Origin of the sequence: Microcoleus sp. FACHB-672, assembly GCF_014695725.1 — a bacterium.
Lineage (GTDB): Bacteria > Cyanobacteriota > Cyanobacteriia > Cyanobacteriales > Oscillatoriaceae > FACHB-68.
Genome location: NZ_JACJOU010000030.1, coordinates 1 through 24,287, shown reverse-complemented (window position 1 = coordinate 24,287; position 24,287 = coordinate 1). Strand labels below are relative to the sequence as shown.

At 46.7% G+C, this 24,287-nt stretch carries 26 protein-coding genes and 1 pseudogene; 18 read left to right on the top strand and 9 right to left on the bottom strand.

The genetic code is table 11. The features are described from left to right. Positions 1 to 56: 56 nt before the first annotated feature. From H6F56_RS21920 to H6F56_RS21885, 8 genes are all read left to right on the top strand, one after another. On the top strand, positions 57 to 791 hold the full coding sequence (locus H6F56_RS21920; RefSeq protein WP_190672784.1) for a phosphonate ABC transporter ATP-binding protein: 735 nt from the start codon (positions 57 to 59) through the stop codon (positions 789 to 791). Positions 792 to 884: 93 nt separating this feature from the next. Continuing rightward, positions 885 to 1,673 (top strand): phosphonate ABC transporter, permease protein PhnE, encoded by a 789-nt coding sequence (gene phnE, locus H6F56_RS21915; RefSeq protein ID WP_190672780.1) that lies wholly within the window; start codon positions 885 to 887, stop codon positions 1,671 to 1,673. 287 nt (positions 1,674 to 1,960) lie between these two features. Further along, positions 1,961 to 3,184, top strand: a complete 1,224-nt coding sequence (locus H6F56_RS21910) for a Rid family detoxifying hydrolase (protein WP_190672778.1) — start codon at positions 1,961 to 1,963, stop codon at positions 3,182 to 3,184. 299 nt (positions 3,185 to 3,483) lie between these two features. Next, positions 3,484 to 3,843: a DUF433 domain-containing protein gene (locus H6F56_RS21905; protein ID WP_242032121.1), complete on the top strand. Its 360-nt coding sequence runs from the start codon at positions 3,484 to 3,486 to the stop codon at positions 3,841 to 3,843. 7 nt (positions 3,844 to 3,850) lie between these two features. Then, positions 3,851 to 4,201 (top strand): DUF5615 family PIN-like protein, encoded by a 351-nt coding sequence (locus tag H6F56_RS21900; RefSeq protein WP_190672774.1) that lies wholly within the window; start codon positions 3,851 to 3,853, stop codon positions 4,199 to 4,201. A gap of 261 nt (positions 4,202 to 4,462) precedes the next feature. Beyond that, positions 4,463 to 4,828: a Dethiobiotin synthetase gene (locus tag H6F56_RS21895; RefSeq protein ID WP_190672770.1), complete on the top strand. Its 366-nt coding sequence runs from the start codon at positions 4,463 to 4,465 to the stop codon at positions 4,826 to 4,828. A 32-nt stretch (positions 4,829 to 4,860) separates the two neighbouring features. Then, positions 4,861 to 5,730, top strand: a complete 870-nt coding sequence (locus tag H6F56_RS21890) for a shikimate dehydrogenase (protein WP_190672768.1) — start codon at positions 4,861 to 4,863, stop codon at positions 5,728 to 5,730. Between the two features lie 234 nt (positions 5,731 to 5,964). After that, the gene (locus tag H6F56_RS21885; RefSeq protein ID WP_190672866.1) at positions 5,965 to 6,399 is read left to right on the top strand and encodes a hypothetical protein; all 435 of its coding nucleotides are present in this window, start codon (positions 5,965 to 5,967) and stop codon (positions 6,397 to 6,399) included. Between the two features lie 141 nt (positions 6,400 to 6,540). Here H6F56_RS21885 and H6F56_RS21880 read toward each other — a convergent pair whose 3' ends face one another. The 3 genes from H6F56_RS21880 to upp all read right to left on the bottom strand — a co-directional run bounded on the left by H6F56_RS21880 (position 6,541) and on the right by upp (position 8,200). Next, positions 6,541 to 6,831, bottom strand: a complete 291-nt coding sequence (locus H6F56_RS21880) for a YggT family protein (protein WP_190672766.1) — start codon at positions 6,829 to 6,831, stop codon at positions 6,541 to 6,543. A gap of 133 nt (positions 6,832 to 6,964) precedes the next feature. Then, a complete protein-coding gene (locus H6F56_RS21875; RefSeq protein WP_190672762.1) occupies positions 6,965 to 7,300 on the bottom strand; it encodes a hypothetical protein in 336 nt (111 codons plus the stop codon). A gap of 249 nt (positions 7,301 to 7,549) precedes the next feature. Then, positions 7,550 to 8,200 (bottom strand): uracil phosphoribosyltransferase, encoded by a 651-nt coding sequence (upp, locus tag H6F56_RS21870; protein WP_190672759.1) that lies wholly within the window; start codon positions 8,198 to 8,200, stop codon positions 7,550 to 7,552. Positions 8,201 to 8,507: 307 nt separating this feature from the next. On the opposite strand from upp, the gene crtH reads away from it, so the two are divergent. Further along, positions 8,508 to 10,043: a carotenoid isomerase gene (crtH, locus tag H6F56_RS21865; protein WP_190672756.1), complete on the top strand. Its 1,536-nt coding sequence runs from the start codon at positions 8,508 to 8,510 to the stop codon at positions 10,041 to 10,043. A gap of 43 nt (positions 10,044 to 10,086) precedes the next feature. Here crtH and H6F56_RS21860 read toward each other — a convergent pair whose 3' ends face one another. Continuing rightward, complete coding sequence (locus H6F56_RS21860; RefSeq protein ID WP_309236610.1) at positions 10,087 to 11,055, bottom strand: DNA (cytosine-5-)-methyltransferase; 969 nt, start codon at positions 11,053 to 11,055, stop codon at positions 10,087 to 10,089. Between the two features lie 374 nt (positions 11,056 to 11,429). On the opposite strand from H6F56_RS21860, the gene H6F56_RS21855 reads away from it, so the two are divergent. Continuing rightward, positions 11,430 to 11,888, top strand: coding sequence for a peroxiredoxin (locus H6F56_RS21855; protein WP_190672753.1), 459 nt, complete (start codon positions 11,430 to 11,432; stop codon positions 11,886 to 11,888). A gap of 227 nt (positions 11,889 to 12,115) precedes the next feature. Here H6F56_RS21855 and H6F56_RS21850 read toward each other — a convergent pair whose 3' ends face one another. Then, the gene (locus tag H6F56_RS21850; protein ID WP_190672750.1) at positions 12,116 to 12,472 is read right to left on the bottom strand and encodes a hypothetical protein; all 357 of its coding nucleotides are present in this window, start codon (positions 12,470 to 12,472) and stop codon (positions 12,116 to 12,118) included. A gap of 261 nt (positions 12,473 to 12,733) precedes the next feature. Next, a complete protein-coding gene (hpf, locus tag H6F56_RS21845) occupies positions 12,734 to 13,396 on the bottom strand; it encodes a ribosome hibernation-promoting factor, HPF/YfiA family (RefSeq protein WP_190672747.1) in 663 nt (220 codons plus the stop codon). Between the two features lie 591 nt (positions 13,397 to 13,987). Here hpf and lipB point away from each other — a divergent pair. Beyond that, positions 13,988 to 14,698, top strand: a complete 711-nt coding sequence (gene lipB / locus H6F56_RS21840) for a lipoyl(octanoyl) transferase LipB (RefSeq protein WP_190672744.1) — start codon at positions 13,988 to 13,990, stop codon at positions 14,696 to 14,698. A 618-nt stretch (positions 14,699 to 15,316) separates the two neighbouring features. After that, positions 15,317 to 15,670, top strand: a complete 354-nt coding sequence (locus tag H6F56_RS25955; protein ID WP_199313173.1) for a hypothetical protein — start codon at positions 15,317 to 15,319, stop codon at positions 15,668 to 15,670. 80 nt (positions 15,671 to 15,750) lie between these two features. Here H6F56_RS25955 and H6F56_RS21830 read toward each other — a convergent pair whose 3' ends face one another. Together H6F56_RS21830 and H6F56_RS21825 are read right to left on the bottom strand one after the other, a co-directional pair. After that, positions 15,751 to 16,302 (bottom strand): single-stranded DNA-binding protein, encoded by a 552-nt coding sequence (locus H6F56_RS21830; protein WP_190672741.1) that lies wholly within the window; start codon positions 16,300 to 16,302, stop codon positions 15,751 to 15,753. 86 nt (positions 16,303 to 16,388) lie between these two features. Beyond that, positions 16,389 to 18,896, bottom strand: a complete 2,508-nt coding sequence (locus H6F56_RS21825; protein ID WP_190672738.1) for a mannose-1-phosphate guanyltransferase — start codon at positions 18,894 to 18,896, stop codon at positions 16,389 to 16,391. Positions 18,897 to 19,535: 639 nt separating this feature from the next. Here H6F56_RS21825 and H6F56_RS21820 point away from each other — a divergent pair. The 3 genes from H6F56_RS21820 to H6F56_RS21810 all read left to right on the top strand — a co-directional run bounded on the left by H6F56_RS21820 (position 19,536) and on the right by H6F56_RS21810 (position 21,549). Then, a complete protein-coding gene (locus tag H6F56_RS21820; RefSeq protein WP_190672735.1) occupies positions 19,536 to 19,730 on the top strand; it encodes a hypothetical protein in 195 nt (64 codons plus the stop codon). A 7-nt stretch (positions 19,731 to 19,737) separates the two neighbouring features. Next, positions 19,738 to 20,487: a class I SAM-dependent methyltransferase gene (locus tag H6F56_RS21815; RefSeq protein ID WP_190672732.1), complete on the top strand. Its 750-nt coding sequence runs from the start codon at positions 19,738 to 19,740 to the stop codon at positions 20,485 to 20,487. Between the two features lie 210 nt (positions 20,488 to 20,697). After that, the gene (locus H6F56_RS21810; protein ID WP_242032120.1) at positions 20,698 to 21,549 is read left to right on the top strand and encodes a cobalt-precorrin-6A reductase; all 852 of its coding nucleotides are present in this window, start codon (positions 20,698 to 20,700) and stop codon (positions 21,547 to 21,549) included. Positions 21,550 to 21,584: 35 nt separating this feature from the next. On the opposite strand, the pseudogene H6F56_RS26535 reads toward H6F56_RS21810, so the two are convergent. Beyond that, positions 21,585 to 21,813 (bottom strand): annotated as a pseudogene (locus H6F56_RS26535) (transposase); the annotation flags it as partial. A 659-nt stretch (positions 21,814 to 22,472) separates the two neighbouring features. Between H6F56_RS26535 and pgsB the strand changes: the two are divergent. From pgsB to H6F56_RS21795, 3 genes are all read left to right on the top strand, one after another. Next, positions 22,473 to 23,135, top strand: a complete 663-nt coding sequence (pgsB, locus tag H6F56_RS21805) for a poly-gamma-glutamate synthase PgsB (protein WP_190672728.1) — start codon at positions 22,473 to 22,475, stop codon at positions 23,133 to 23,135. 138 nt (positions 23,136 to 23,273) lie between these two features. Next, positions 23,274 to 23,711 (top strand): hypothetical protein, encoded by a 438-nt coding sequence (locus H6F56_RS21800; RefSeq protein ID WP_190672725.1) that lies wholly within the window; start codon positions 23,274 to 23,276, stop codon positions 23,709 to 23,711. Then, positions 23,704 to 24,141 (top strand): poly-gamma-glutamate biosynthesis protein PgsC/CapC, encoded by a 438-nt coding sequence (locus tag H6F56_RS21795; RefSeq protein ID WP_190672722.1) that lies wholly within the window; start codon positions 23,704 to 23,706, stop codon positions 24,139 to 24,141. Before H6F56_RS21800 ends, H6F56_RS21795 begins: the two co-directional genes overlap by 8 nt. Positions 24,142 to 24,287: the final 146 nt, after the last annotated feature.

Sequence of the window (24,287 nt, the reverse complement as noted above, 5' to 3'; positions counted from 1 at the left end):
ATTCCCCATGCCCGATCCCCCATGCCCCAGGCCCGATCCCCCATGCCCCATGCCCCATGACTATCGAGTGTGAAAAACTACATAGCCCTTACGCCCTGTCGCTCAATCGTCCGATTCTGAATGGCATTGATTGCACGATCCAGCCGGGGGAATTTGTGGCGTTGCTCGGGCTGAATGGGGCCGGCAAGTCTACACTATTGCGGGCGCTGGTGGGGCTACTGCCATTGCAACGCGGCGAGATCCGCATTAATGGCGTGGTGCTGACTCCGCGCACACTGGGGCGGATTCGCCGAGATGTCGGCTTAATTTTTCAGGGCGGGGGGCTGGTGCGCCAGTTGCCGGCTTTGGATAATGTGCTGTGTGGAAAGCTGGCGACGTTGCCGGCATGGCAAACCCTGTGGGGCTTCAGCAAGGCAGATCGCCGGCACGCTTTGGATTTGCTGGCTAATTTGGGGCTGAAGGATTTGGCTTACCAAAAAACCGACCGGCTCAGTGGGGGACAGCAACAGCGGGTAGCGATCGCACGGGCGCTGATGCAATCTCCGCAGATTTTGCTAGCGGATGAACCGACTGCCGGCTTGGATGTGAAGGTGGCGCAACAGGTGATGGACATTTTTGCCGATCTCCACCGGCAGCAAGGAATGACGGTTGTAACGGTTTTGCACGATTTGGGAATGGCGAGTGCCTACGCAGAACGGGCAATTATTTTAGATGCCGGTCGTGTGGTTTATGATGGCCCTTGCCGCAATTTATCAGAGCGATTTGCGGAATTAACTCAAGTTTCTATTTGATAAAAAATTGGGTTGTTTAGTGGTTGCTTAGTTGTTTAAACCGGCCAAAACGCCAAAGAATTTAAAAAGAAGGGTGAGCAGAATTTTTTAATCATGAAAGATTTGGTGAGTTGGTGGCGACGCTATCCCTGGCTGAGCCGGCTGGCAACGGTTGCCGGCATTTTTTTAGTCTATGGTTGGGCGTTGCAGGGTCTTGAGATTAATCTGGAATTACTGAAGACCAGTTGGCCTCATATCACTAATTTTATCTCCCGGTTGTGGCCTCCGAATTTGGATGTTCTGGATATCGCCGTGAAAGCGCTGATCGAGACGATCCAGATGTCGATTTGGGGAACCACAATTGGGGCAATTCTTTCTCTGCCGCTTGCTATTTGCAGCGCTCACAATTTAGCACCGCGCTGGTTGCAATGGGTTGCAAATTTTATGCAAAATGCCGTGCGTTCAGTCCCGTCTATTGTGTTGGGTTTGCTGTTTGTGGCGGCAACCGGCTTAGGTGCGCCGGCGGGGACGTTGGCAGTGAGCATTTACACCATCGGTTATCTTGGGAAGTTTTATCAAGAGGCGATTGAATCGGTTGAGCCGCGCTCGATTGAATCGTTGCAGGTGGCTGGGGCATCTTGGCTGCAAATTGCTCAATATGGAATTTTGCCGCAAGTGCTGCCCTTGGGTTTAGGTTATACATTATATATGTTTGAATACAACATCCGTGCGGCTTCCGTGCTGGGGGTTGTCGGTGCCGGCGGCATTGGTTTTGAGTTGGTTAATTATATCCGCGCGTTTGAATATACAAAAGCCACCACGATGATGCTGGTGCTGTTGGTGGTGGTGACGGTGATCGATATGGCAAGCAGCAAGTTACGTCAGCGGTTGGAGCGGATGTAGATCGGTTGCCGGCATTATTAGCGAATAGTAAAAGCCGACTTATAAATTCCTTAAAAGCAAGGATGCAACGCTATAAGAACAAGGAATAATTTATATTTCCTTTGAACGCATAACCGCCTTATTCAGTTGTTTTCAGACGACTTCAGCTATTAGCTAAAGATTATAATCCTTCGCGTGCCGGCAGTGAAAATAAGGACTTGAAACAACAGTCTGCAACGTTGCTATTTCTAATTGCCGGTTTACGCTTCGGCGGTAAACTAAATTCAGGGCAATAGAGAGGCAAATTTATGAACGCTACGGAACTTTTAGCAAAATACGCACAAGGGGAACGAAACTTTCAGCTAGCAAAACTGAGTGGGGTCAACCTAAAAGGTGCCAACCTGAGTGGGATAGACTTAACCAGTTCAGATTTGACTGGAGCAGAATTGAGCGGGGCATCCCTGAGCAATGCGAAACTTAACAGTGTAAATCTTAGTAGGGCATCTCTGACGGGTGCAAATTTGAGTGGATTAGTGGAAAGTTACTCACTCAATCTGAGTTGGGCAGCTCTCGACGGTGCTGACTTTAGTGCAGCGCAAATCAACGGTGTTAATTTAAGTCATGCCGATTTAGATAAGGCAAATTTGAGTGGGGCGAATTTGAGCGGGGCGAACCTAAGTAAAGCTTCATTAGTTAAAGCAAACCTCACTAGAGCAAATTTAAAGAGTGCAAATCTGACCGAAGCGAAATTGCAGGGAGCTGATTTAAGTCGAGCCGATTTAACTAATGTGAAACTTCAAGCAGCAAATTTACAGGGAGCTAAACTCGGAGTCGTCAGCCTGCCAAATATGGATTTGTCGAGTGTAAATTTTGCAGATGTAGATTTGAGTAAAGCCGACTTATCTAATGCAAACTTCAAAAAAGCTTGTCTGCGAGGAGCAAATTTAGAGAGAGCTTGTCTGCAACGAGCAAATTTAATGAGGGCAAATGTTAGCGGAGCAAACCTGAAAAGAGCAGATTTGACGGACTCCAATATTTATGGAGCAAACTTTGAGAATGCAGACCTCACAGGTACGATGATGCCTGATGGAGAAATCTACGAACCGGCAGACTCTCAGTCAACTTCAGAAAAACCAATCTCTATCACGAAAAAAATTATCCGTACCGAACAAGCACCGGCACCCGTTGGCCCTTACAATCAAGCAATTACAGCCACCGGCACGATGATCTTTGTTGCCGGCCAAATTGCTATCGATCCCAGAATTAATGAGATTGTCTACCCCGACGATATCGCAAAGCAGACCGAACAAGTAATGAAAAATATTGAAGCGATTCTGGCGGCGGCTGGGGCGACTTTTAACGATGTCGTGAAAACAAGTGTATTTCTTTTAGATATGAATAATTTTGCGGCGATGAATGCCGTTTATGCGAAATATTTTGATGAGAAAACAGCGCCGGCACGCGCTACCGTTCAAGTTTCTCGTTTACCCAAAGATGTGCTGGTTGAAATTGAATGCACTGCGGTAATTTAAAAATAAAATTAGGGTGCCGGTGTACACCCTTTTTCAGCGATTAAACGGTAATCAAAATTCCCAGACTTTCATTAAACATCTGATCAACCGCGCACAGGGCAATAAGTTTCAGTTCAACCGCATTCGAGGTTACAGATGCCGTCAACAGTTGCAGCAGCGTCTAACTCTGAAAAACTAAGTTGTGGTAGTTAATTCAGCAAGAAAACAATAGAGAGCTTTATCAAGATAGCCCATAGTTAAGTCTGAGACGATGCTTTGAGGTTTGTACTAAAAAATTATATCTGAATTAAGCTACAATCATGGTGTATCTGATACACAAGAATGAACCCATGATCCTCGTTTTAGAGCGTGAGGCACCTCCTCTTTGGGAAGATGAAACTGGAGCGATTCGAGTTGGAAATTCAAGGGTTTTGCTAGAGATTGTAATCCGAGCATTTCAAGATGGCGCATCCCCTGAGTCTATTGTTCATCGGTATTCAACTCTGTCATTGTCTGATGTCTACAACACAATCGGTTACTATCTTCGGCATCAAAATGCTGTAGAAATGTACCTGAATCAAAGAGAGCAGTTAGCTGAGTCGGTACAGCAACGTTTATCTAGTATTCAACCTGATTTGAGTCTAATTCGTTCTCGTTTGTTATCGCAAGAGCAGTCTTAGCAGTGGTATGTTGAGATTGCTAAGCGATGAAAACTTTAATGGTGACATTGTTCGAGGACTGTTTCTGTGTCAACCTGACCTTGATTTACTTCGGGTTCAGGATGTCGGTTTGCGGAAAGTAGACGATCAAGCGATTTTAGATTGGGCGGCAAACAATGAGCGCATTCTTTTAACCCATGATCGTGCAACTATGCCAGACTTTGCTTATGAACGTTTGGCTAGAGGAGAACAGATGGCGGGGTTATTTGTAGTAAATGACCGAATGCCGGTTCGACAAGTGATCGATGAGTTGTTACTGCTGATAGATTGTAGTGAGCAACCCGAATGGAAGGGAGTTGTATTGTACTTACCTTTGTGAAAGCTAAATTTTAAGATATTTGCGCCGGCATCACAATTTAAATGCAGCCGGCAGATAAAAGATCCGGGTGTAACTGCAAGCGTGATCAACCGGCACTCAATTCTGCCATTAGATTGCTCTCCCTGGAAATTGATTTTGACACGCCGGCACAAAACCGGCTCGCTATTCCTTTAGACCAAGCTATTCTATATAACAGTAAAATTTGAGATGCTTAACGAAATCGTTAACAAATCTCTGAGCCAAAATCGCTTATCCTAATTTATGGATTACAAAACAGCCCGTAACTTTATCCTCTCACAGGGAACTGCTCTGACCACTCAGAAAAATCCCGATGCGTTCCTGATGCTGCTCAAGGAAGGTAAGCCGCCGGTGCCAGGGCAAATGACTTCGATTTTGCTGGCGGTGAAAATCATCGGCGACGCTTTGCACGAAAATCCCGACCTTGACCGGCAACTGGTAGTCGCCTTGTATTCAATCGCCGTTGAAAGTATACAGTTATTTGAAGCCGGCTACCGAGCGGGTGTGGAATGGCCACCGCTGTTAAAAGAAGACTTAGACCGGCTTGCCCTCGCTGTGAAAAATACCTTTGCCGGCATCCCGCAAGGCAAAGATGCGCTTGATTTATAACCGTTTAATGCGATCAAAACGTGAGGATCTCCGTGATTAAAGGCACGACAAAACTTTTAGGGGTGATCGGTTCTCCCATTGAACATTCTCTCTCGCCGGTGATGCACAATGCCGCGATTGCCGAGTTGGGCGTAGATTATGTTTATCTGGCGATGCCGGTTAAACCGGCAGATTTAGAAGTCGCACTTGCCGGTTTTGCAGCGATCAATTTGCGAGGATTTAGCGTCACCATTCCTCACAAACAGGCGATTATGCCTTTTTTATCAGAAATTTCCCCCATTGCCCAAGCCGTCGGCGCAGTCAACACCGTCTGGCACACCGGCACAAGTTGGGCCGGCACCAATACGGATGTTGAGGGCTTTGTCGCTCCCCTGAAAGCGTACAATCGAGATTGGAGCCAGACAGTCGCCGTAATTTTAGGCGCGGGCGGTGCGGCGCGGGCAGTGGTTGCCGGCTGTGCAGAGTTAGGCATTCAAGAAATTCATGTGATCGGGCGTAACCGGCAGAAATTAGACGCCTTTCAGCAAAGTTGGGTAAATTCCGCTGTGCCGGTGCCGGCAATTCACACTTGGGAAAAAGTGCCGCAATTGATCTCTCAAGCAAATTTGCTAGTAAATACCACGCCGGTGGGGATGCACCCGCAGGTTGATCAGATGCCGGTGAGTGCGGCTGAAATGAAAAACTTAAATGCCGGTGCAATTGCCTATGACTTAATTTACACCCCAAACCCCACGCAATTCCTAAAAGTTGCAGCGGAAATGGGCGCAACTGCCATTGATGGACTGGAAATGCTCGTTCAACAAGGCGCAACCGCTTTGCAAATGTGGCTGCAGCAACCTGTGCCGGTGGATGTGATGCGCCAATCTTTAACCCAACACTTAGGATTAAAAGTCAAAAATTAAACTGTAGTTTTATCGTTGCCGGCTACTATCTAAAACCGCAGCAATCCGCGAAATACCCTCTAATATGCTGCAACTCGCCCTCGATTCGCTTACAGCTTTGTATCAAAGAAGTCGACAAATTTAACTAACGCAAGAATTTTTAATTTTTAATTTTTCGGTTTAGACTGTAAGCTGAAGGTGAGAGTTGCTGCCAAAAAATTATTCAATTATTAGGGAGTTAAGGGAATGGTAAAGATGCGAATGCGACCCTTTGCTGTTGCCATTGTGTCCTGTCTCATCGGGATAGCCACTTGGTTCATAACGCCGCCGGCATGGGCGTTAACTCAAATTAAACTGACCGATATTTCCTACCATGATTGCCCAGCAGAAGTGGCAGAAGGAACCGTCACCAGTGGCGGAAACCCAATGGTTGCCAACTGCTTTATTGTCACCGGCAAAGCCAACAATACCACGGGTAAAACGGTTTACGATGCCGATATTTTCGGTCGCATCTTCGATGCCAATAACAACAACGTCATGCCCAACCGAACCCGCCTCGGCTCAATTGAAGAAATTCCACCCGGCGCGAGTGATTTTGAACTAAGAATCTCTGTAGCAGCCAATCAGCCCACTCCCCTGAAACTGGAACAATTTAAAGCAGCAGGATTTGCCGGCAAAGTTCGCCGCTAATTATAGCTGCGTTCAGCTGGTACGCTATCAGAAAGTTTCTCCCATGACTGGGTTCAAGAAAGCGCTACCAGCTAAACTCCTAATAAGTTAGCTTCAAAAGATTTCTGAAGCCGTGCGACAGGCTTTAAACAAGCCTTCAATTTAAAAACCTGATGTACTTTGGAAATTAAGCAGGGAAGGAAGAATCGACTGGACAACTTGCAGCAAAATAATGGCAAGAATAGCGGAAAAGTCAATGCCGCCTAGGGGAGGAATAATGGAGCGGAATACATTGAGATAAGGATCAGTTAACTGAGCCACAATTGAAAACGGCGGGTCAAACCAGTTAATATTCGGAAACCAGCTCAAGAGAATCCGAATAAACAAAAGTACCAAATAAATGCTTAGAAAGGTACTCAGGGTATTAATCAGCAGTTCGACGACAGAAGACATAGCGGTTAAAGCTTCCTTTGCTATTTCACAGGCTGTTTAGCTTCACTTAGTTTAATCGATTTGGGCAAGCGTCAGCATTGTTCAAAGGCCGGCGCTGGTGGTGGGTGCCAGGAAAGGACGACTTGGCAGCCGGTCAACTATCTTTGGGTAGGGAACGCTCAATTTCCGATGCAGCCGGCGTTCCATTGACATTGTTCAGTTGCAGGCGCACATCGTCAATTGCGTCGTTGAGTTGAGCAATCTTATCCTCTAAGCTGCGACGCGCCACTTCAATCGTCTCTTCTTTGATCTGCCGGGTTCTGGCTCGAATTGCCTTAGCTTCTGGCCGGCTGGAACTGCGTAATCTCTCCTCTGATGGGGCGCTTTCCTCTGTTCGTCGAGATACAAGCACTCCCAAAACCCCACCCACCAAGCCGCCTACTAAGGCTCCAGCGAAAAAGCCGCCGGCGAAACCATCACGATTGCTCATTGTTTATCTGCCGTAATTTTCTATAACCATCAGCTTAACTGTTGGCTGCTCACCGTGCCTACTAGGGGCATGGGGGGAGTTTTTAGTGCTGAGTTTGGTAGGTTGAGCGGAGTGAAACGCAGGGTAGCCAAGCATAACCCAACTTGAGTTTCCTAGGTTGGATTGAGTGCTGAGAGGGAGAGGGAACGAGAAAGAACGATAATTTAATGCCGGCATGAATGAAAGCACCGGGTTAATCGCCCCAGTCTCTCAAGTGCCAAAAGTCCGATCGCCGGCATCGCCTAAACCGGGCACGATAAACCCCTGAGCGTTCAGTCCTTCATCGATAGCGGCGGTGTAAATGTTTAAATTGGGGTAAGCGACGCTCAGCTGTTGCAGTGCCGGTGGGGCAGTCACCACAGAAATAATCCGAATTAAGCTGGGATCTACGCCGCGCTGAGTTAATTCTGCCATCGTTGCCATAATGGTGCCGCCGGTTGCTAGCATCGGTTCGCTGATCAGCACCCGTGTGTTTGGATCTAAGCGCGCCGGCAACTTGTTTAAATAACAGCTAACTTGCAATGTCTCCTCATTCCGCACCATGCCGAGGTGATAAATCGCCGCTAAAGGCAGCACCATCTGCGCCCCTTCCAGTAGCGCTAACCCCGCCCGCAAAATAGGCACCACCACCACCGGCACCTCTGGAGTCACCATTGTCGCTGGACAGGTTGCTAAAGGCGTCTGAACGGTGGTTTCTTCTGTTGGCAACCAGTCTCGACTCGCTTCATAAGTCAGCCAGCGTCCCAGTTCTGTCATGGCGCTGCGAAACAGAGCCGATGGCGTCAAAGCGTCGCGAGCTACAGCCAGCCAGTGTTTGATTAAGGGATGGGGTGGAACATAGACCCGCATTTGAAGCGTCATAAGCAGGAAATTCGGATAAGTTGCAAGGGTTACAGACCTGGAATATCATACTCTGTTCTGGGTGCGCCGGCTTCATTGATGTGTCCGCCTTGAACTCCCAGCTTTTGAAAAAATTTTTCAGTAAGTATTGACAATCTTTTTCAACAACCGCTATATTAGCTTTCAGTGTTCTCCTCTCTAAGAATCGGCAAGCGGGATCGGTAAGTCTGAACAGACAGATCCCGTGCTTTTTTTTTAGGGAGCAGCAATTGCCGGTGTGGCAAGCGGTTAAGATACAGTAAAGAAATGTTTTGTCACCCACAATTCCATGCCCGCAGCTTCTTTCCAACCCTCAAACCCCAACCTGCAAGCCTCGGTTTTTGATGCAATTGTTATCGGATCTGGCATCGGCGGATTAGTCACAGCAACCCAACTGGCAGCCAAGGGAGCCAAAGTGCTGGTGCTGGAAAGTTATCTGATCCCGGGCGGGAGTGCCGGCTATTTTGAGCGAGAAGGCTATCGCTTTGATGTGGGTGCGTCGATGATTTTTGGCTTTGGCGAACGCGGCACCACAAATCTACTCACAAGGGCGCTGAAAGCGGTTGATGTTAGTTTGGAAACTATTCCCGACCCCGTGCAGATTCACTATCATTTACCGGGAGGATTGGATCTGCAAGTTCACAAAGACTATGAGAAGTTTTTGCAAGAGCTGATCCGTTATTTTCCCCATGAGCGGGAAGGGATTCGCAAATTTTACGATGAATGCTGGAAGGTTTTCAACTGCCTAAATGCGATGGAATTGCTGTCGCTAGAGGAATTGGGGTATTTGACGCGAGTGTTTTTCCAGCATCCTTTAGCGTGTTTGGGATTGGTGAAGTATTTGCCGCAAAATGCTGGGGATATTGCCAAGCGCTACATTAGCGATCCCGCGCTATTGAAGTTTATTGATATGGAGTGTTATTGCTGGTCTGTTGTGCCGGCAGATTTGACGCCAATGATTAATGCCGGCATGGTGTTTTCAGATCGGCATTATGGGGGAATTAATTACCCGAAAGGTGGAGTCGGCAAAATTGCGGAAAAACTCGTGGAAGGCTTGGAAAAGGCTGGGGGTCAAATTCAGTACCAAGCCAAAGTGAGTGAGATTATTACAGAAAAGGGACGTGCAGTCGGCGTTAAGCTAGCAACCGGCGAAGTGTATCGCGCCAAGCGAATTGTCTCGAATGCAACGCGCTGGGATACGTTTGAGAAGTTGTTGCCGGCAGATCAGATGCCGGCGGCTGAGAAGAGATGGCAAGAACGGTATAAAAAGTCTCCTAGCTTCCTGAGTTTGCATTTAGGAGTTGAGGCGAGTGTGCTGCCGGCGGATACCGATTGTCATCACATTGTCCTAGAAGATTGGGAGCGAATGGAAGATCCGGAAGGCACGATTTTCGTATCTATTCCCACGCTATTAGATCCTGATTTAGCCCCCAAAGGCTATCACATCATTCATACCTTTACCCCTAATTGGATAGATGATTGGCAGGGATTGTCTGCCGGTGAATATGAACAGAAAAAAGAGGAAGCCGGTTGGCGAATCGTTGACCGACTAGAGAAGATTTTCCCCGGTTTAGATGCGGGGTTGGATTATATGGAAGTCGGGACGGGACGAACTCACCGGCGCTTTTTAGGCCGAGAAGATGGCACCTATGGCCCAATCCCCCAGCGCAAGTTATTGGGGTTGTTAGGAATGCCATTTAATCGCACATCAATTCCGGGGTTGTATTGTGTGGGAGACAGTACATTCCCAGGGCAAGGTTTAAATGCAGTAGCCTTTTCCGGTTTTGCCTGTGCTCACCGAGTTGCCGTGGATTTGGGGCTTTAATTTGAATCCAACATGAAGGCAAATGGATAGGGGAAATCACTCTTTAAAATAGCAGCAGATTGCCCGTTGCCATCTCATCAAAAAAAGCTAAATTTTGATCGAGGGATTCGAGAGCAATTCTAATATTTCTTGCGATTTGTTGTGCAAACCGCACTGGTACAGCGTTGCCAATTTGCAGATGAATATCCCGCTTATTTCCTCCTACAAAAACCCAATCATCTGGAAAAGTCTGCAAACGTGCGTATTCTCGATGTGTGAATGACCTCAGCCGCGAAGCTGAAACCCGCCAAAGCGTTACATCTGCTTCGGGATTTCTAACAAATTTTCCATTGAGTCTATCTTTTTGATGTCTCGCCGCCACAATATTTCCTTGCGCCCAGCCCCAAATTGTTGCCGTGTCAATAGCTGGAAATGGTGCATCAAATGAGCGAATGGGGTTGCCATCAGAGGCAGTTCTCGACAAACGCACTGGCACAATTTCCTCACCCGGAACAAATGGCTGGCGGGTTTCAATGTGAACTGCACTTTTGAACCCCCACTCAGGCTGATGATTTGGCAGGTTAGTTACTCTAGATTGCGCCAGCTCGTAGAGAAACTCTCTAATAGTTGTTTCTGAGTCTGGTCTTGGCAAAAAGTATCTTAAGGGGCGTCCTCCGAGAAATGCGACAAACACAAAGCGCCGGCGAGTTTGGGGCACTCCGTAATAGCAAACTTTGAAAATATCGGACAAAACTTCATAGCCTAGCTGCTCCAAGTCAGCAGCAATTTGCTCTGCAAAAGGTCGTCCGGTATCAGGAGTTTTCATTGTGCGAAGATTTAGCACATTTTCGATAACAATGACCCTTGGTTGGCAAATTTTTGCAATCCGAATTACTTGTTTATAAAGTAGGTTACGCGTATCATAGTTATTGCGATTTCCACCGAGAGAGAATCCTTGACAAGGAACGCCGACAAGCAGAACATCAGGCTGTTGTTTAATTTGCGGATTGTAGGAACAGACATCCCCTGAAATAACGTTTTAGTGTGGTCTATTTTCCTTTAAGGTTTTAATAAACCAAGGGCGCAACCCATTATCCGCTCTATCTCCTACCCCTCTTGTTATCACTTCAGTGCAGGAGCATAATCAGGATTGACACATTAGATACTGCACGCCCGCTTTGTCCATCAAATCTATGTGCTTGTTGAGTTTTTCAATCCAACCTTACGTCTAGAGGTGGATGTGGGGTTAGAAAGATGGGAGGTTTCGATTTCTGGCTTAGAATTCATTGTAAAGTCGCGCCAGCACTTGGGAATTTATAAACGCTTTCTTGCTGGCAAGCGTCTAACGAATCGCGGTAGCATAACAAAAGTTAATATCTTACTCAGATTGAGTAGTAGCGAGGCGCGATGACAGTTAAAGTTGGAGACACTGCCCCCGATTTCACCTTACCTTCTCAAGCCGGCACCCCTGTCAGCCTCCAGAATTTCCGAGGCAAAAAGGCTGTTGTGCTGTATTTTTACCCCAAAGACGACACCCCAGGCTGTACGACTCAATCCTGCGCTTTCCGCGATAAGTACGAAGCGTTTAAAGATGCCGGTGCTGAGGTGATTGGCGTCAGCGGCGACTCCCTGGCGTCTCACCAGCAATTTGCCACCAAACACAATCTCCCTTTCACGCTGCTAAGCGACGCCGGCAACCTGCTGCGGAAGCTTTACGGCGTCCCGTCAACTTTGGGAATCCTTCCGGGTAGAGTGACTTATGTCATTGATCGCGATGGTGTTGTGCAGCATATCTTTAACTCCCAGATGAACTTTAAAGCTCACATTGAGGAGTCGCTGAAAACGTTGCGACAAATCCAAGTTTAGGAACCATTAAGAAGTAAGCAGAAGCGAGAAGTGAAAAATTTATTTCTTTCTTTTCGCTTCTCTTTTTAGAAGTAATTGACAATTGTGTACTCAGAAGTGAGTTGGCTTCTTGTTTGGAGTAAACCAGTGCTTGTATGCGCCAACTTAAACCTCTGGTGCATTTGCGATTGCCAAAGTTAAAGGCAATAAGTGTCAATCAAAATCTATTTTCTAAGTCTCTACGAGTTTTATATACTTTCTAAGTCTCTACGAGTTTTATCTATATACGCTTTTGCTACCTTTAAATACTCCTTAACGGCATCCGCGTGTAATTGTGCAGCTTCAGAGTGTTCCTCTACTGATTTCACGTACAGTTCTGTGGAGTTTGATTTGTTTTCTGGGATTGCTTGAGCGAATTCTTGGGCTAATCGAGCGTGTTCCTGTATTGTCTTACCGTATTCTTCGATTAACTTTCCCTCTTCTTCTGTGCCCTTGCTCAGATCCTTGATAGCGTTCCCACAGTTTTCGACGGACTTGCCATGTTTTTCTGACAAGCTGGTGTGTTTGTGTGCCGCCTTTGCGTTTTCGTCTGAAATTTCATGCATAACTCATCTTCCTCTTAGCTTGAGAATCGATCTGTTAGATATTCAAATCGTTTGCTTTTAATACTTGTCTGCCTTAGCGCTCGTCTGACTTAAGATTGATATGCGTTTATGTATTAATCGCGACTAGCAGAGGTTAATGTTGAGCCGGCTTTATGATTAAATTGTTTCAAATTGTCCGTTATGTTTGTAAGCCTTGAAATGAGGCCGGCAATGCCCGATCTGCGCTGATCGAGCGGGCATTACCGGCTGCTTACTTAGACCTTATATCTGCCCAGATTTTGACTTTTCCGGATTCGCACTATTGCTGTGAGCGGTCTTTCCGTTTTTACCATTGGTATGGCCATTGCCGTTACGCGGTTGAATCACCCCATAACCGCCGTGGTTTTTTCGTTCGTATATGACGTTAATCTCGCCGCTTTCGGCATTGCGGAACATATAGAAATCGTGATCGATGACCTGTAGCTGTTCTAAGGCTTCAGCAATCGTCATTGCCGGCATGGCGAAATACTTTGTCCTCACCACTTCGCTGGGAAGTTCGGCAGTGCGATCACCAATTAGATCGGGCACCACTTGCTCTTGTTCCGGAACCTCCACAGTGGCGGTTGGTTGAACGTTCGTTTTTTGATCCTGGCGTTTTTCTTTATATTTACGCAACTGCCGAGCGATCTTATCCGCGACTAAATCGATGCTGGCATACAAGGTTTCGCTGCTTTCTTCGGCACGGATCACCGTTCCGTTGGCGTAGATCGTCACTTCAGCTGCTTGATTCGGGGTGATCCGAGGATTTCGAGCTACTGACAGATGCACATCTACTTCCATTGTCAAATTCTGAAAGTGACTCACCGCTTTCTCAATCTTTTGATTGACGTACTCACGAATCGCATCGGTGATTTCAATATTTTTGCCGTGGATAACAAGCTTCATATTCTATCTTTCCGCTGAATTCCCCATCTGTGGTAAAGGTGTAAGGCAGAAGGTAGAATTAATTGTTTTCCTTCATCCTTCATCCTTTCAGTGTGGGGGGAAAGCGGGGCGGAGATTACCGCTTCCCTTGACCAATGGTGTCGCCCGTTTTCAGGGACTTTCTGTCAAAACCGGAGCTGAGAATGTTGGTAATTCTCTGCTATCAAGGCGTTGGGGTTGATTCCCATTTTTGCTGTGTCTGTCTTTGCTTGCGCCACCCTGAGTAAGAGGATTGGCTTGGTGTCCGGCTTAGTGTAGTAACCGGCGATGCGTCGCTCTTTTGTGTCCTCAGGCGTTCGACCTTGAAGGGTTATGAATCAACCAGGGCAGATTCTTCTACTTGCAACCAGCTCTCCTCAGCGCATTAAGAAGGGGTTGTTCCAACCAAGTCCTCTCCTCGATAAATTAACCTACATACACCCTATCACTTTGTATTCTGGTGAACAGAGACTTTTGGTTTCTCTTCAAAATCTGTTGCATTCCTTGAAAAATCGTGATGTCATTCTATTGACTCTTGCCTGAATATACGTCAAATTCCTCTTGCTTTTTTTCATGGATTCGACTACTTTTCCAATTCCCACCGAACACCCTGAGCCGCAGCGCTATCGTTGTTGGCTCTATAACGAGGCACAAGTTCCTTACTCGGTTGCCTGGAAGTGGCAGCAGTCACTGGTCGCAGCACGCCGCGACAACCCTGAGTTAGAAGATGTTTTGATTTTGCTGGAGCATCCGCCAGTCTACACGCTAGGACAAGGTGCAAGTTTGGACTTTCTCAAATTCGACCCCACCGGCACCGAGTTTGAAGTGCACCGGGTTGAGCGAGGGGGTGAAGTGACTTATCACTGTCCAGGACAACTGGTTGGCTATCCGATTCTCAATTTGCGCCGGCACCAGCAGGACTTGCACTGGTACTTGCGCCAATTAGAGGAAGTTTTAATCCAAGTCTTAGAAACTTATGGACTTAAAGGCGAACGCGTTGCCGGCATGACAGGCGTTTGGGTGGAAGGGCGCAAAGTTGCAGCTATTGGCATTAAAGTTAGCCGGTGGATTACCATGCACGGGTTTGCTTTAAATGTGTGTCCCAGCTTAAAAGGATTTGAGCGCATTGTTCCTTGCGGAATTCCCGATAAGCCGGTGGGCAGTTTGGCACAATTTATTCCCAGCATTGAACTAGACTCGGTGCGTCAAGAGGTGGCTGCCGGTTTCGCCAGAGTGTTTGACTTGCAACTGATTGAGCAATACGAGCTTGATCAATTGTTTTGATTGAAGCAAAGGTCAAACGCTTGAGTGTAAATTTTTTTAACAGTAGTGGAGCCGGTTAAAAATCAAACCAAGAATTTTAACGTTGCTTCGTTCTCCCAAATTTCTTAAGGATGGGGCTGCCGGCAAATTCCCTAAAAATTCCCACACTGCAAATCGCTGAAATCCCGTCTGATTATTGACTTACCCGTTTACAGCCTATCTAAAATTGAAAATTGAAAATTAATCTGCGGTAAAATGGCGTCTAAAGATTGTTTAAAATTGCCCAAACACTGAGTACCAGTAGTTTCTGATACAGAATGCCATTAAACCGGCTTGCTGATTATCAGTGTGGGGAGGGTGCATCTACTGGCTGGAATTTTATTGCATAAGACACCAAACGTAAGGTTGTTAAGAGCGCTCTTGGCTCAATAGCATTCTTTCGTTTAGTTTGATGTTAATTCTTGTTGAAAATCTGTTTTTCTGTGGTCGAATCTGGGACAAAAACATCCGGATTATAACGGCATTGCAGACAAGCAAGAAGCAACTGTTTCCAGCCTAAAAATCCATGTTGAAGCCGGCTGTCACTCAGCAAAGTTGCTTTAGCAGTGCTGCGGCGAGTTTTGAGAGCCTTCCCCAATTATGAGTAAATCTATTGACCGCGTTGACTCAGCTTTAGCTGAGCTAGTTCGTTTCAGTTTGCGAGCGTTGGCGTCTAAACCCGCCAGACGTTTGCGGAACTTTTTGGGAAAAGAATCGCAAGGCGAGACAGAGGCGCGAACCAGCACATTGAGCAGTGCCGGTGCAGGAATTGGCAGCTACGCCGCACCCCTATCACCTTTGAGAGAACGAGACACAACTGCCTTGGCAGACTTGTTTGAGCGAGAGGATCTCGATGAAATTGAAGCAGATGTTAGCATTCATCTGCACTGGTTATGGCCTGAGCCTTGTTGGGAAGAGGAACCGTTGGACTTTTTTTTAGAAGAGTCTTTTTAAAGGGGATAGGAAAGAGGGGGAAAAATACATTTCATCCCTCATTCCTACTGTTCTTGTTGGTGCAGCCTTGCCCGATTCCCCTAAAAAGGAATTTCATCAAGGGGAGAATCTGAATCGCTCTCAGGGGTGGGAGGGATCGGAGCGGGACGGGATGCCGGCGGTGGGGTTTGGGTATTGCCAGCAGGAGATTGCTGCCATGAGGGCTTTGACTCTCCGCCGGTTGGGGCGTCACTCCAGCGAGGTGCGGGAGTGGGTGGAGTCCGCGAACCCAAGGGAACCACGTTGCTGGGGGCAGATGCAGGAGCGGCAGGAGAACTGAAGCCGGCATTAGCCCCTAGGATGTGTATCCGTTGAGCCGTTAACTCAGCGCGTTTTTCCTTAAACCCTTCAGGCCGGTCAATCGTGTTCATATTCAACCGGCCTTCAATTACAACCTGATCGCCCTGGTGATAGCGTTCTTGGATTTCTTGGGCCAAATTTCCCCATCCCACCACCTTCAACGTTGCCGGTGGATCTTCTGCACGGCTGCCGGGAAACTGCACCAGCATCTCAGCAATCGGGATTTGGTTGTCAGGGGTGTAGCGCAATTGCGGATCTTGAATAATTTCCGCCATCAAAATGCAGCTGTTCATAAACGAGCGTGTTCCTCTTGCAGTGGCTAGCGATTAGCTTTTTTGAGAGATCAATCCTTACCTCAAGTTTAGTATGGGCTTGCCGGTCACGACTCTTGCGTGATAAACACCTGAATGCGGTTGCGGTAATCCCGCAAGGTTTCATCCACCCATTCGGCACTGTTGCTGTTCGCGAAGATGTGCACCAACGGTTCGCCGGCATCGGGCAAAATTAACACCCAATTATCCCGACCCCGATCAAAGACCTTCACCCCATCCACTAACTCCAAACTATCAGTAGAGTGGATTTCTACCAGATGGCGCATCAAAGCCCCTTTAATCGTCCAAGGGCAGCGCATGGTGTAGGAACGATGAACAACGCGGGGCAATTCCGAGCGAATTTGGGCCAGGGAACGCTCTTGCAAGGTCAGCATCTCAATTAACTTGGCAATGCAGAACATTGCATCAAACCCCGGATGCAGTTGCGGGAAAATAAAGCCCATCTCGCCGCTGCCGCCTAAAACCACATTCGGATTCATCTGACACGCCTCCATCAAGGCTGTGGGATTGGCTTTCGTGCGAATCACTCGACCATCGTGCCGGCGGGCAATTTGCTCAACCGCACTTGAGGTGTGAATCGGCACCACCACTGTTCCCCTGGGATTTGCGGTCAGAATCATATTCACCATCATCGCGGTCAGCATTTCCCCACGAATTGGGCTGCCAGATTCATCCACAAGAATCATCTGTTCCCCATTGGCAGATACCTGCACGCCAAAATTAGCCCTGAGCGCTTCCACCACATGGCCCAGTTGAATGAGCAGGCTCTCCCGGTCGTCTGTTGAGGGTGCGCTTTGGTTGAGACTGGCATTGAGCACCACGGCATCACAGCCAAATTTTGCCAGCAGTTGCGGCAGCACGGCTCCAGAAACGGCATAAACATAGTCAATCACCACCTTGGCGCGAGTGTGGTGAATTGCTTCTCTATTAAGATTCTTTTCAAAGGCGATGCTGTAGAGATCGAGCACTTGACTGGGGTAAGCCATGTGGCCGATTTCATGAATCTGTGCTCGCCGAAAGTCTTCTTTGAAATAAGCCCCCTCTATTTTTTTCTCGCGGGCTTTGGTGATATTAATGCCGTTCTCATCAAAGAATTCTATTAAGAGGGAATCCGCCCGGTCAGGGTGCACGCGCACGTGAATGCCACCGGCAACGGATAAGGTGGGCACAACTGTGCGGGTTACAGGAATCGCGGTGGCTTCTAGGTTTTGGATATTGGTTCCCACAGACATTAAACCGGCAATCAGGGAGCGGGAAACCATGCGGGAGATACTGCGCTGATCGCGCGATACCGCGACATTGGCACCGGGTTTTAAGGTGGAACCATAAGCGGCTCCTAATTTGACAGCAAATTCTGGGGTGATGTCGATATTGGCCAGTCCGGAGACACCCCGCTGGCCGAAAAGATTGCGCTGGGCGGCGTGACCCCAAATTAAGTTAATGTTTAAAGTTGCCCCAGATTCGATATTTTTGCTGGGCCAGACTCGCACGCCGGGGCTGACTTGGGCTTCTTCTCCGACGCTTGAGAGCGCCCCAACGACGGCACCTTCTAAGACATGAGCCCGCCGATCTACCCGCACCCCTCTTGCAGTTACGCAGGCTCGTAGATGGGCTTCATCGCCGACAATAACGCCATTCCAGATGATGGGGCGTTTGATGTCGGCATCAGCACCGATGGTGACGTTGTCGCCAATCACGGTACCGGCATCGATCTGCACACGAGGGCCGATCCGGCAGTTGTTGCCGATCAGAGCCGGTGATTCAATGTGAGCGGTGGAATCGATATAAGTGTTTTGGCCTATCCACAGTCCTACAGAGCGCTCTTCGTAGGCAAAATCGAGTTTGACTTTGTTATGCAGACCATCGTACTGGGAGGAGCGGTAAGTGTCTAGGTTCCCGACATCGCACCAGTATCCCTCTGCAATGTAGCCGTACATCGGCTCATCTCGGTCTAAAAGCATGGGAAATAAATCGTTGGAAAAGTCGCTTTCTCGATTAGCCGGCAAATAATCTAAAACTTCGGGTTCTAAAATATAGATGCCGGTGTTCACGGTATCGGAAAAAATTTCGCTCGTGGAAGGTTTTTCTAAAAATCGGCGAATCCGGCCTTCTTTATCGGTAATCACCACGCCGAATTCAATCGGATTGGGAACGTGGGTGAGAACAATGGTGGCTTTTGACTTCTTTTGTTTGTGATACTGAATCGCGGCGGCTAAATTAAAGTCGGTGATGCTGTCACCGCTAATCACTAAAAAGGTTTGGTCTAGCAGTTCTGCAATATTCTTAACGCAGCCGGCGGTTCCTAATGGCTGATCTTCTTCTACGGCATACGTCATCTGCACGCCAAATTCGCTGCCATCTTGAAAGTAGTCGCGCATGACATCTGGCAAATAATGCAGTGTCGCAATAATTTCTGTAATATTGTGCCTTCTGAGAAGATTGATGATGTGCTCAGCAATCGGTCGATTCAGGATAGGCACCATCGGTTTGGGCAGATCGCAAGTCAGCGGTCTCAGCCGCGTTCCTGAGCCTCCAGCCATTAGCACTGCTCGCATAATTCCTCCTTAGCTGTGTGCACGCTTCATTACATCGTGGCGAATTCTGCGCGTTCGGATGGTCGCTCTCTAGTCTCCATCTGAGGTAGAACTCTAGGCTCCTACTCAGATGCGCTCTTGCTTCAGAATAGGTTGGCTTTTACAGCCGCTCCTCAATATAGATTATCGGATGAATTTACAGCCGTTGTGGGGACGAGATTTGGCCAATGTGTGACTGTATGAATCAGATCATGCTTAATCTTTAATATTTATTAAACATTAGTGGGGGTTCGCTGTGGCACAGTTGCGTGTTGAAAGCGCTAGAGTTGCTGGGCATTAAACAACGCCGAACCTTTGTAGAAGGATATAGCGGTGTAAAGTTTTCCGGTTTGGGAATCAGACCCAAGCAGACAGGTGGGTAAACTGGATAAACTAGAACAGAAGCTAAGCTTCTTTGAAATGTTGCTAAAATTCGCTGGTTAGCGTACCTGAACGAAAACATGAGGCCATTACCGGCCCGCAGGTCGATCCGCGTAGTCAAGCTGTTGCAGCGAAGGGTTTAAGCCTTATTCGCTGTGATCTACTCTTACCTGATGGTCAGATTCGGCTTGATGTTTTCAATCTTAATTTCTTTAGTCATTCTGGGAATAGATTGTAATTATGGGTCAGTTTATCTTTTTCGCCTTGCTAGTAGGTTATGGAGTGGGGATGTGGAAGTTTTGGAAGGGGTTTGAGCGCACGAATTTTGAGCGCTCTCTACCTAACCGGGTGAAGTTAGCCCTGTTGTGGCCGGGGTTGTGGGTGGCAAATCCGTCCTATCGCAAGAATTTCACGAAGGCACTAAAGGGCCGATAATGAAGTGATGTCTAAAAAGCGCGATTTGCCGGTTCAGGGCGGTAAAGATATTCCGCCGGAACGTTCCTATGATTTCAGCCTGACATCAGACAACTGGCAATCTCAATTGTCTCAGGTGGCTTTGCGCTTTAACCGGCAGTATCGAAAAGAACCTTTCGATCTGCCGGCAGAAGTTGAAGCGATGCCGATTTTTCACGAGTGGGCTGCCGGTACTTTACAAGCTAAAATTGTTTCTCCTTTCTGGGAAATTGCCCAACCCCAAAAGAATCAACGCTGCTTGGATGTTGGCTGTGGTGTTAGCTTTTTAATCTATCCGTGGCGCGATTGGGAAGCCTATTTTTACGGCCAAGAAATCAGCACTGTAGCACGGGAGGCTTTAAATGCCCGTGGTCCCCAACTTAATTCAAAATTGTTTAAAGGGGTAGAACAGGGGCCGGCTCACCAGTTAAAATATGAGCCGGCTCAGTTTGATTTGGCAATTGCTACAGGTTTTAGCTGTTATTTCTCTCTCGAATATTGGGATGCGGTGATGGCTGAGGTTAAGCGGGTGCTTAAACCAGGTGGTTTGTTTGTTTTTGATGTGCTCGATCCTGAGGCACCTTTATCGGAAAATTGGGCGATTTTAGAAACTTATCTGGGGGCTGAAGTGTTTCTCGAACCTGTAGCGGATTGGGAAAAAACGATAAAAGCTGCCGGTGCTCAGATCGTTAAGCGGCAACCGGGTGAGTTATTTCAATTGTATAAAACTCGATTTTAAGAAGTTCTCTGTTCTGCTTCTGTGCCCGCAGTTCTTGACACGCTTCTGCTGCTAAGGTTTTTGCAAAGGTTAAGATTTTTTTAACCGCAGATGATAGCGCAGCGTGCCGCAGGCATACGCAGATGTAGGCGAGATCTTGCTTACTGTTAGTTATACGCAGATGTAGGGGATAGTCTGTCGTTAGGTATAGACAGATTTTGATAATGGTTGATGATGGGTTCTGCAAATAGTTTGTTGACTCGCTCTAATAATGGTCGCATCTGGCTGATTGGCGGAACTCAAGAAAGTGCGACTCTGGCAAATAGGATTGCTCAGGAGCAATGGCCTTGTACAATCTCTGTAACGACGGAAGCAGCTACGGCTTTGTACCCACCGGCACCAGTGTTGCGCGTGCGGGTTGGCAAGTTGGACGCACTTCAGCTAGGGCAATTTTTGCAGACTGAGTCAATTTGTGCGATTTTAGATGCTTCCCATCCCTACGCGGTAGAAGTTTCTAAACTTGCGATTGCGACTGCTTGCCAATATCAAATCCCTTATCTGCGTTATGAACGCCCAAGGCTAGATTTAATCTCACACGCCGATAATCCAAATTGTGCCGATCTTGGCTTAGAAAATTCTCAAATCTTCACCAGCTTAGACAGTTTCGACACGCTGTTAAGAAGTGAAATTTTAACAGGACAGCGAGTGTTGTTAACTGTCGGATACCGGACTCTAATTTTATTTCAACCTTGGCAAGATAAATGCACCCTATTTGCCCGGATTTTGCCTTCTGTGCCGGCGCTAGAGGCAGCTTTGGCGGCTGGATTTACTCCTGATCGCCTAATTGCGCTGCGTCCGCCGGTTTCGTTGGATTTGGAGAGATCCCTATGGCAGCAGTGGCAGATTTCTCTAGTGGTGACAAAGGCATCTGGGGTTGCCGGTGGTGAGGATGTGAAGCGGATCGTTGCGAGTGAGTTGGGTGTGCCGGTGGTGGTGATAGATAGGCCGGCTATTGAGTATCCGCAACAAACAAGTGATGTTGCAACGGCTGTGGAATTTTGCCGGCAGCATATTACTCTTTAACAGTTAGGGTAAATGCATCAAAATAATAGCTCAGATTATACCTCCTCAGATGCAAGGAAAGGGGCAAGAATTTGTAGCATGAACTGGTCATCGAGTCCGACTCTATAGCGTTTCATCGCTAAACTGCCCTTTGAGGGTTCCTGACGCAATAAGTTGAGGGCAAAACGACGCAGCAAGCTCTAGTTAAGGGGTGCAGGGTCTTTGCGAACGCGAAAAGCATCTTCTGTTGAAGACGACATCGACGCACCAATGTAGATTGTCCTTTGCCAAACTGACCCATCATTGCCCAACCTTATCCTTGTGCCACAATCTCAATATCGAGTAGCGCAAGTGCCTGCACATAGAAGGCTTTACTCTGCTCAAAATCATTGATGATCAAAACCCATGTGGTCAAGGATCATTACAACCTCCAAGCAAAACTAACGCTGTAAAAGTTGGAAGACAATGTTTCGTCCTAACTTCTGCTCATAGACTAACTTGCCCCAAAGTTGCGCCAATTATTCGAGTAAACCAGAGTTGGCTAGTGAACCTGCATCGACTGATTCAACCCTACCAACTTCTACTTTTTTCTCAATTACGATTTTTCAACCCCCTAAATGGTTACTTTTTAGACACTATCTAACCTTTTTATATAACCGCAGAGGGAAGATGTTATATTAAAGCCCTATGTAAAATTAGCAACAGACAAAGAAACTACGAAATCGTATAGAGAAAATACGATTTCGTAAGATGTAATAAGCAACTTCCTGAAAACTACTTTGAATTTACTAATTAATCCTCATCTGGCTGAACTAATCTTTACAGAATCTTTTACGCTTCTTATAAACGTAAGCAGTAGCCAAATATTTAAGCGATTTTACATACTAGAATGTGCTTAAGTTTTTGTTTTTTTCTTATGCTGGTGAGGTCTTAAAAGGTCGTTCATGACTGTATTCTTGCTGTCCTTAACAGTTTTCTATTTATATATTGCTTGGCTTCAGTTGGGTTATCTAAACTTTCAGAAGCAACGAGACAAGATTGAGTGGCGAGTTCATGTGAATGGAATTAGAGGAAAATCCACTGTTACTAGGTATGTTACTGCGGTGTTTCGAGAGGCTGGATACCACACCTTTGGTAAAACCACAGGTAGTGCTGCTCGCATTTTGCGTCCTGACGGACAAGACTATGATTTTGGGCGCAAAGGATATCCAAACGTAAACGAACAGGTCAAAATGGTTAAGGACTTTAGCCGGCAGAAAGCAGAAGCAGCAGTGCTGGAGTGTATGGCAGTGAATCCAGTCTATGCAAAGTGGTTGGAAGAAAAGGTCATGCGCTCGCACATTGGCATTATTACTAATGTGCGTTATGACCATCCCGAATATATGGGAGAGACTCTAGAAGAAATTGCTGAATCATTATCCAATACTATTCCTGAAAACGGCATTCTAATTACAGCAGAAGCGGAACCTCGTCTGCTCAAGATTTTAAAGAAGAACGCTAAGCGCAACAACTCCCTGTTGCTTGTTGCGGATGGAAAAACAATAGATGTGAGTGATTTGGCAGGGTTCTCTCACTTTGCGATTGAAGATAACATTGCCGTTGGTTAGGAAATTGCTAGGTTGCTAAAAATACCCAAAGATAAAGCCTTAAAAGCTATGCAGAATGCTGTCGCCGATTCGGGTGCTTTCAGCGTTCAATTTATCAAATTTTAACAGTATCAAATTGCATGGGCAAATCTCTTTGCTGTGAACGATCGTGAGAGTTTCGTTGAACTCAGCCACAAGCTATTTAAGCAATATCCAGAATATGAAAAAGTTGTCATCCTCAACAATAGACATGACCGGCCTGCTAGAGTAGAACTTTTTGCAAATTTAGCTCATGATTTAGCGTTTAATTGGGTTGTCACTCTTGGAGATTACGAAGAAGAAGTTAACAGAGTCTTTGATCGGGATAAGACGCGAGTTATTAACTTAGGACACTCCTCGAAATTTAAAGGTTCTTCAGCCACACAGCTTTTAACTCAAATTACTTCAAAAGCAAATTCAGAAAAAATCCTTTTGATTGGAACCGTTAACATCCATAGCGATCAAGCTGAACTACTTCTACATTTCTTTGAAGAACAGCTTAATCTTGAGACAGCAGCTAACAGTGAGCCGATTGAAGTAGAAAAAGTTGATGTTTGAGCTTCCGAATACACCTGAAATACATAGATTAGCACTGAATGTTGGTGCTTTTGTATCGATAGTTTATAGAGATCGTTATGGAGTGATACCAGGAGGTGTAATTGTTCCTGGATTTATCATTGTTTTATCTTTACTATCACCCATTTGGTGCATCACGAGCTTAGCTTTCTCTTTTTTTGTTTACGTTATCTACAAGCGTTTCTTACAACAAACAAGTTATAAACGTCGTACACCGATATATATTTTAGCGTTTCTTTCTTTAGCAATCGCTAGCTCTATAGGACTGATATACATCAAGTTAGGTTGGTTATATCCTTCTTTAGACAGTCTATCTGGAACTTTACTACCCGCTGTTATCGCTTTTACCTTGACTAAGCAGAAGTTAAATAGAGTAGTAAGAGCAATAATTATTATAGCGTTTCTCAAATAGATGAAGTACAGTAACAGCAGTGAGTAAACCAATTACAGCGCTTTTGAGAGATATGAGGTACACTCAAGGGAACATTAAAGGTATTGAGAATCATAATGAAACCGTACTCAGTAGATTTGCGAGAAAAAATAGTCAATGCTTACGAC

Coding starts and splice junctions, on each gene's coding strand:
- H6F56_RS21920 (WP_190672784.1), top strand. CDS start 57: ATGACTATCGAGTGTGAAAAACTACATAGCCCTTACGCCCTGTCGCTC.
- phnE (WP_190672780.1), top strand. CDS start 885: ATGAAAGATTTGGTGAGTTGGTGGCGACGCTATCCCTGGCTGAGCCGG.
- H6F56_RS21910 (WP_190672778.1), top strand. CDS start 1,961: ATGAACGCTACGGAACTTTTAGCAAAATACGCACAAGGGGAACGAAAC.
- H6F56_RS21905 (WP_242032121.1), top strand. CDS start 3,484: ATGGTGTATCTGATACACAAGAATGAACCCATGATCCTCGTTTTAGAG.
- H6F56_RS21900 (WP_190672774.1), top strand. CDS start 3,851: ATGTTGAGATTGCTAAGCGATGAAAACTTTAATGGTGACATTGTTCGA.
- H6F56_RS21895 (WP_190672770.1), top strand. CDS start 4,463: ATGGATTACAAAACAGCCCGTAACTTTATCCTCTCACAGGGAACTGCT.
- H6F56_RS21885 (WP_190672866.1), top strand. CDS start 5,965: ATGCGAATGCGACCCTTTGCTGTTGCCATTGTGTCCTGTCTCATCGGG.
- H6F56_RS21880 (WP_190672766.1), bottom strand. CDS start 6,831: ATGTCTTCTGTCGTCGAACTGCTGATTAATACCCTGAGTACCTTTCTA.
- H6F56_RS21875 (WP_190672762.1), bottom strand. CDS start 7,300: ATGAGCAATCGTGATGGTTTCGCCGGCGGCTTTTTCGCTGGAGCCTTA.
- upp (WP_190672759.1), bottom strand. CDS start 8,200: ATGACGCTTCAAATGCGGGTCTATGTTCCACCCCATCCCTTAATCAAA.
- crtH (WP_190672756.1), top strand. CDS start 8,508: ATGCCCGCAGCTTCTTTCCAACCCTCAAACCCCAACCTGCAAGCCTCG.
- H6F56_RS21855 (WP_190672753.1), top strand. CDS start 11,430: ATGACAGTTAAAGTTGGAGACACTGCCCCCGATTTCACCTTACCTTCT.
- H6F56_RS21850 (WP_190672750.1), bottom strand. CDS start 12,472: ATGCATGAAATTTCAGACGAAAACGCAAAGGCGGCACACAAACACACC.
- hpf (WP_190672747.1), bottom strand. CDS start 13,396: ATGAAGCTTGTTATCCACGGCAAAAATATTGAAATCACCGATGCGATT.
- lipB (WP_190672744.1), top strand. CDS start 13,988: ATGGATTCGACTACTTTTCCAATTCCCACCGAACACCCTGAGCCGCAG.
- H6F56_RS25955 (WP_199313173.1), top strand. CDS start 15,317: ATGAGTAAATCTATTGACCGCGTTGACTCAGCTTTAGCTGAGCTAGTT.
- H6F56_RS21830 (WP_190672741.1), bottom strand. CDS start 16,302: ATGAACAGCTGCATTTTGATGGCGGAAATTATTCAAGATCCGCAATTG.
- H6F56_RS21825 (WP_190672738.1), bottom strand. CDS start 18,896: ATGCGAGCAGTGCTAATGGCTGGAGGCTCAGGAACGCGGCTGAGACCG.
- H6F56_RS21820 (WP_190672735.1), top strand. CDS start 19,536: ATGGGTCAGTTTATCTTTTTCGCCTTGCTAGTAGGTTATGGAGTGGGG.
- H6F56_RS21815 (WP_190672732.1), top strand. CDS start 19,738: ATGTCTAAAAAGCGCGATTTGCCGGTTCAGGGCGGTAAAGATATTCCG.
- H6F56_RS21810 (WP_242032120.1), top strand. CDS start 20,698: ATGATGGGTTCTGCAAATAGTTTGTTGACTCGCTCTAATAATGGTCGC.
- pgsB (WP_190672728.1), top strand. CDS start 22,473: ATGACTGTATTCTTGCTGTCCTTAACAGTTTTCTATTTATATATTGCT.
- H6F56_RS21795 (WP_190672722.1), top strand. CDS start 23,704: ATGTTTGAGCTTCCGAATACACCTGAAATACATAGATTAGCACTGAAT.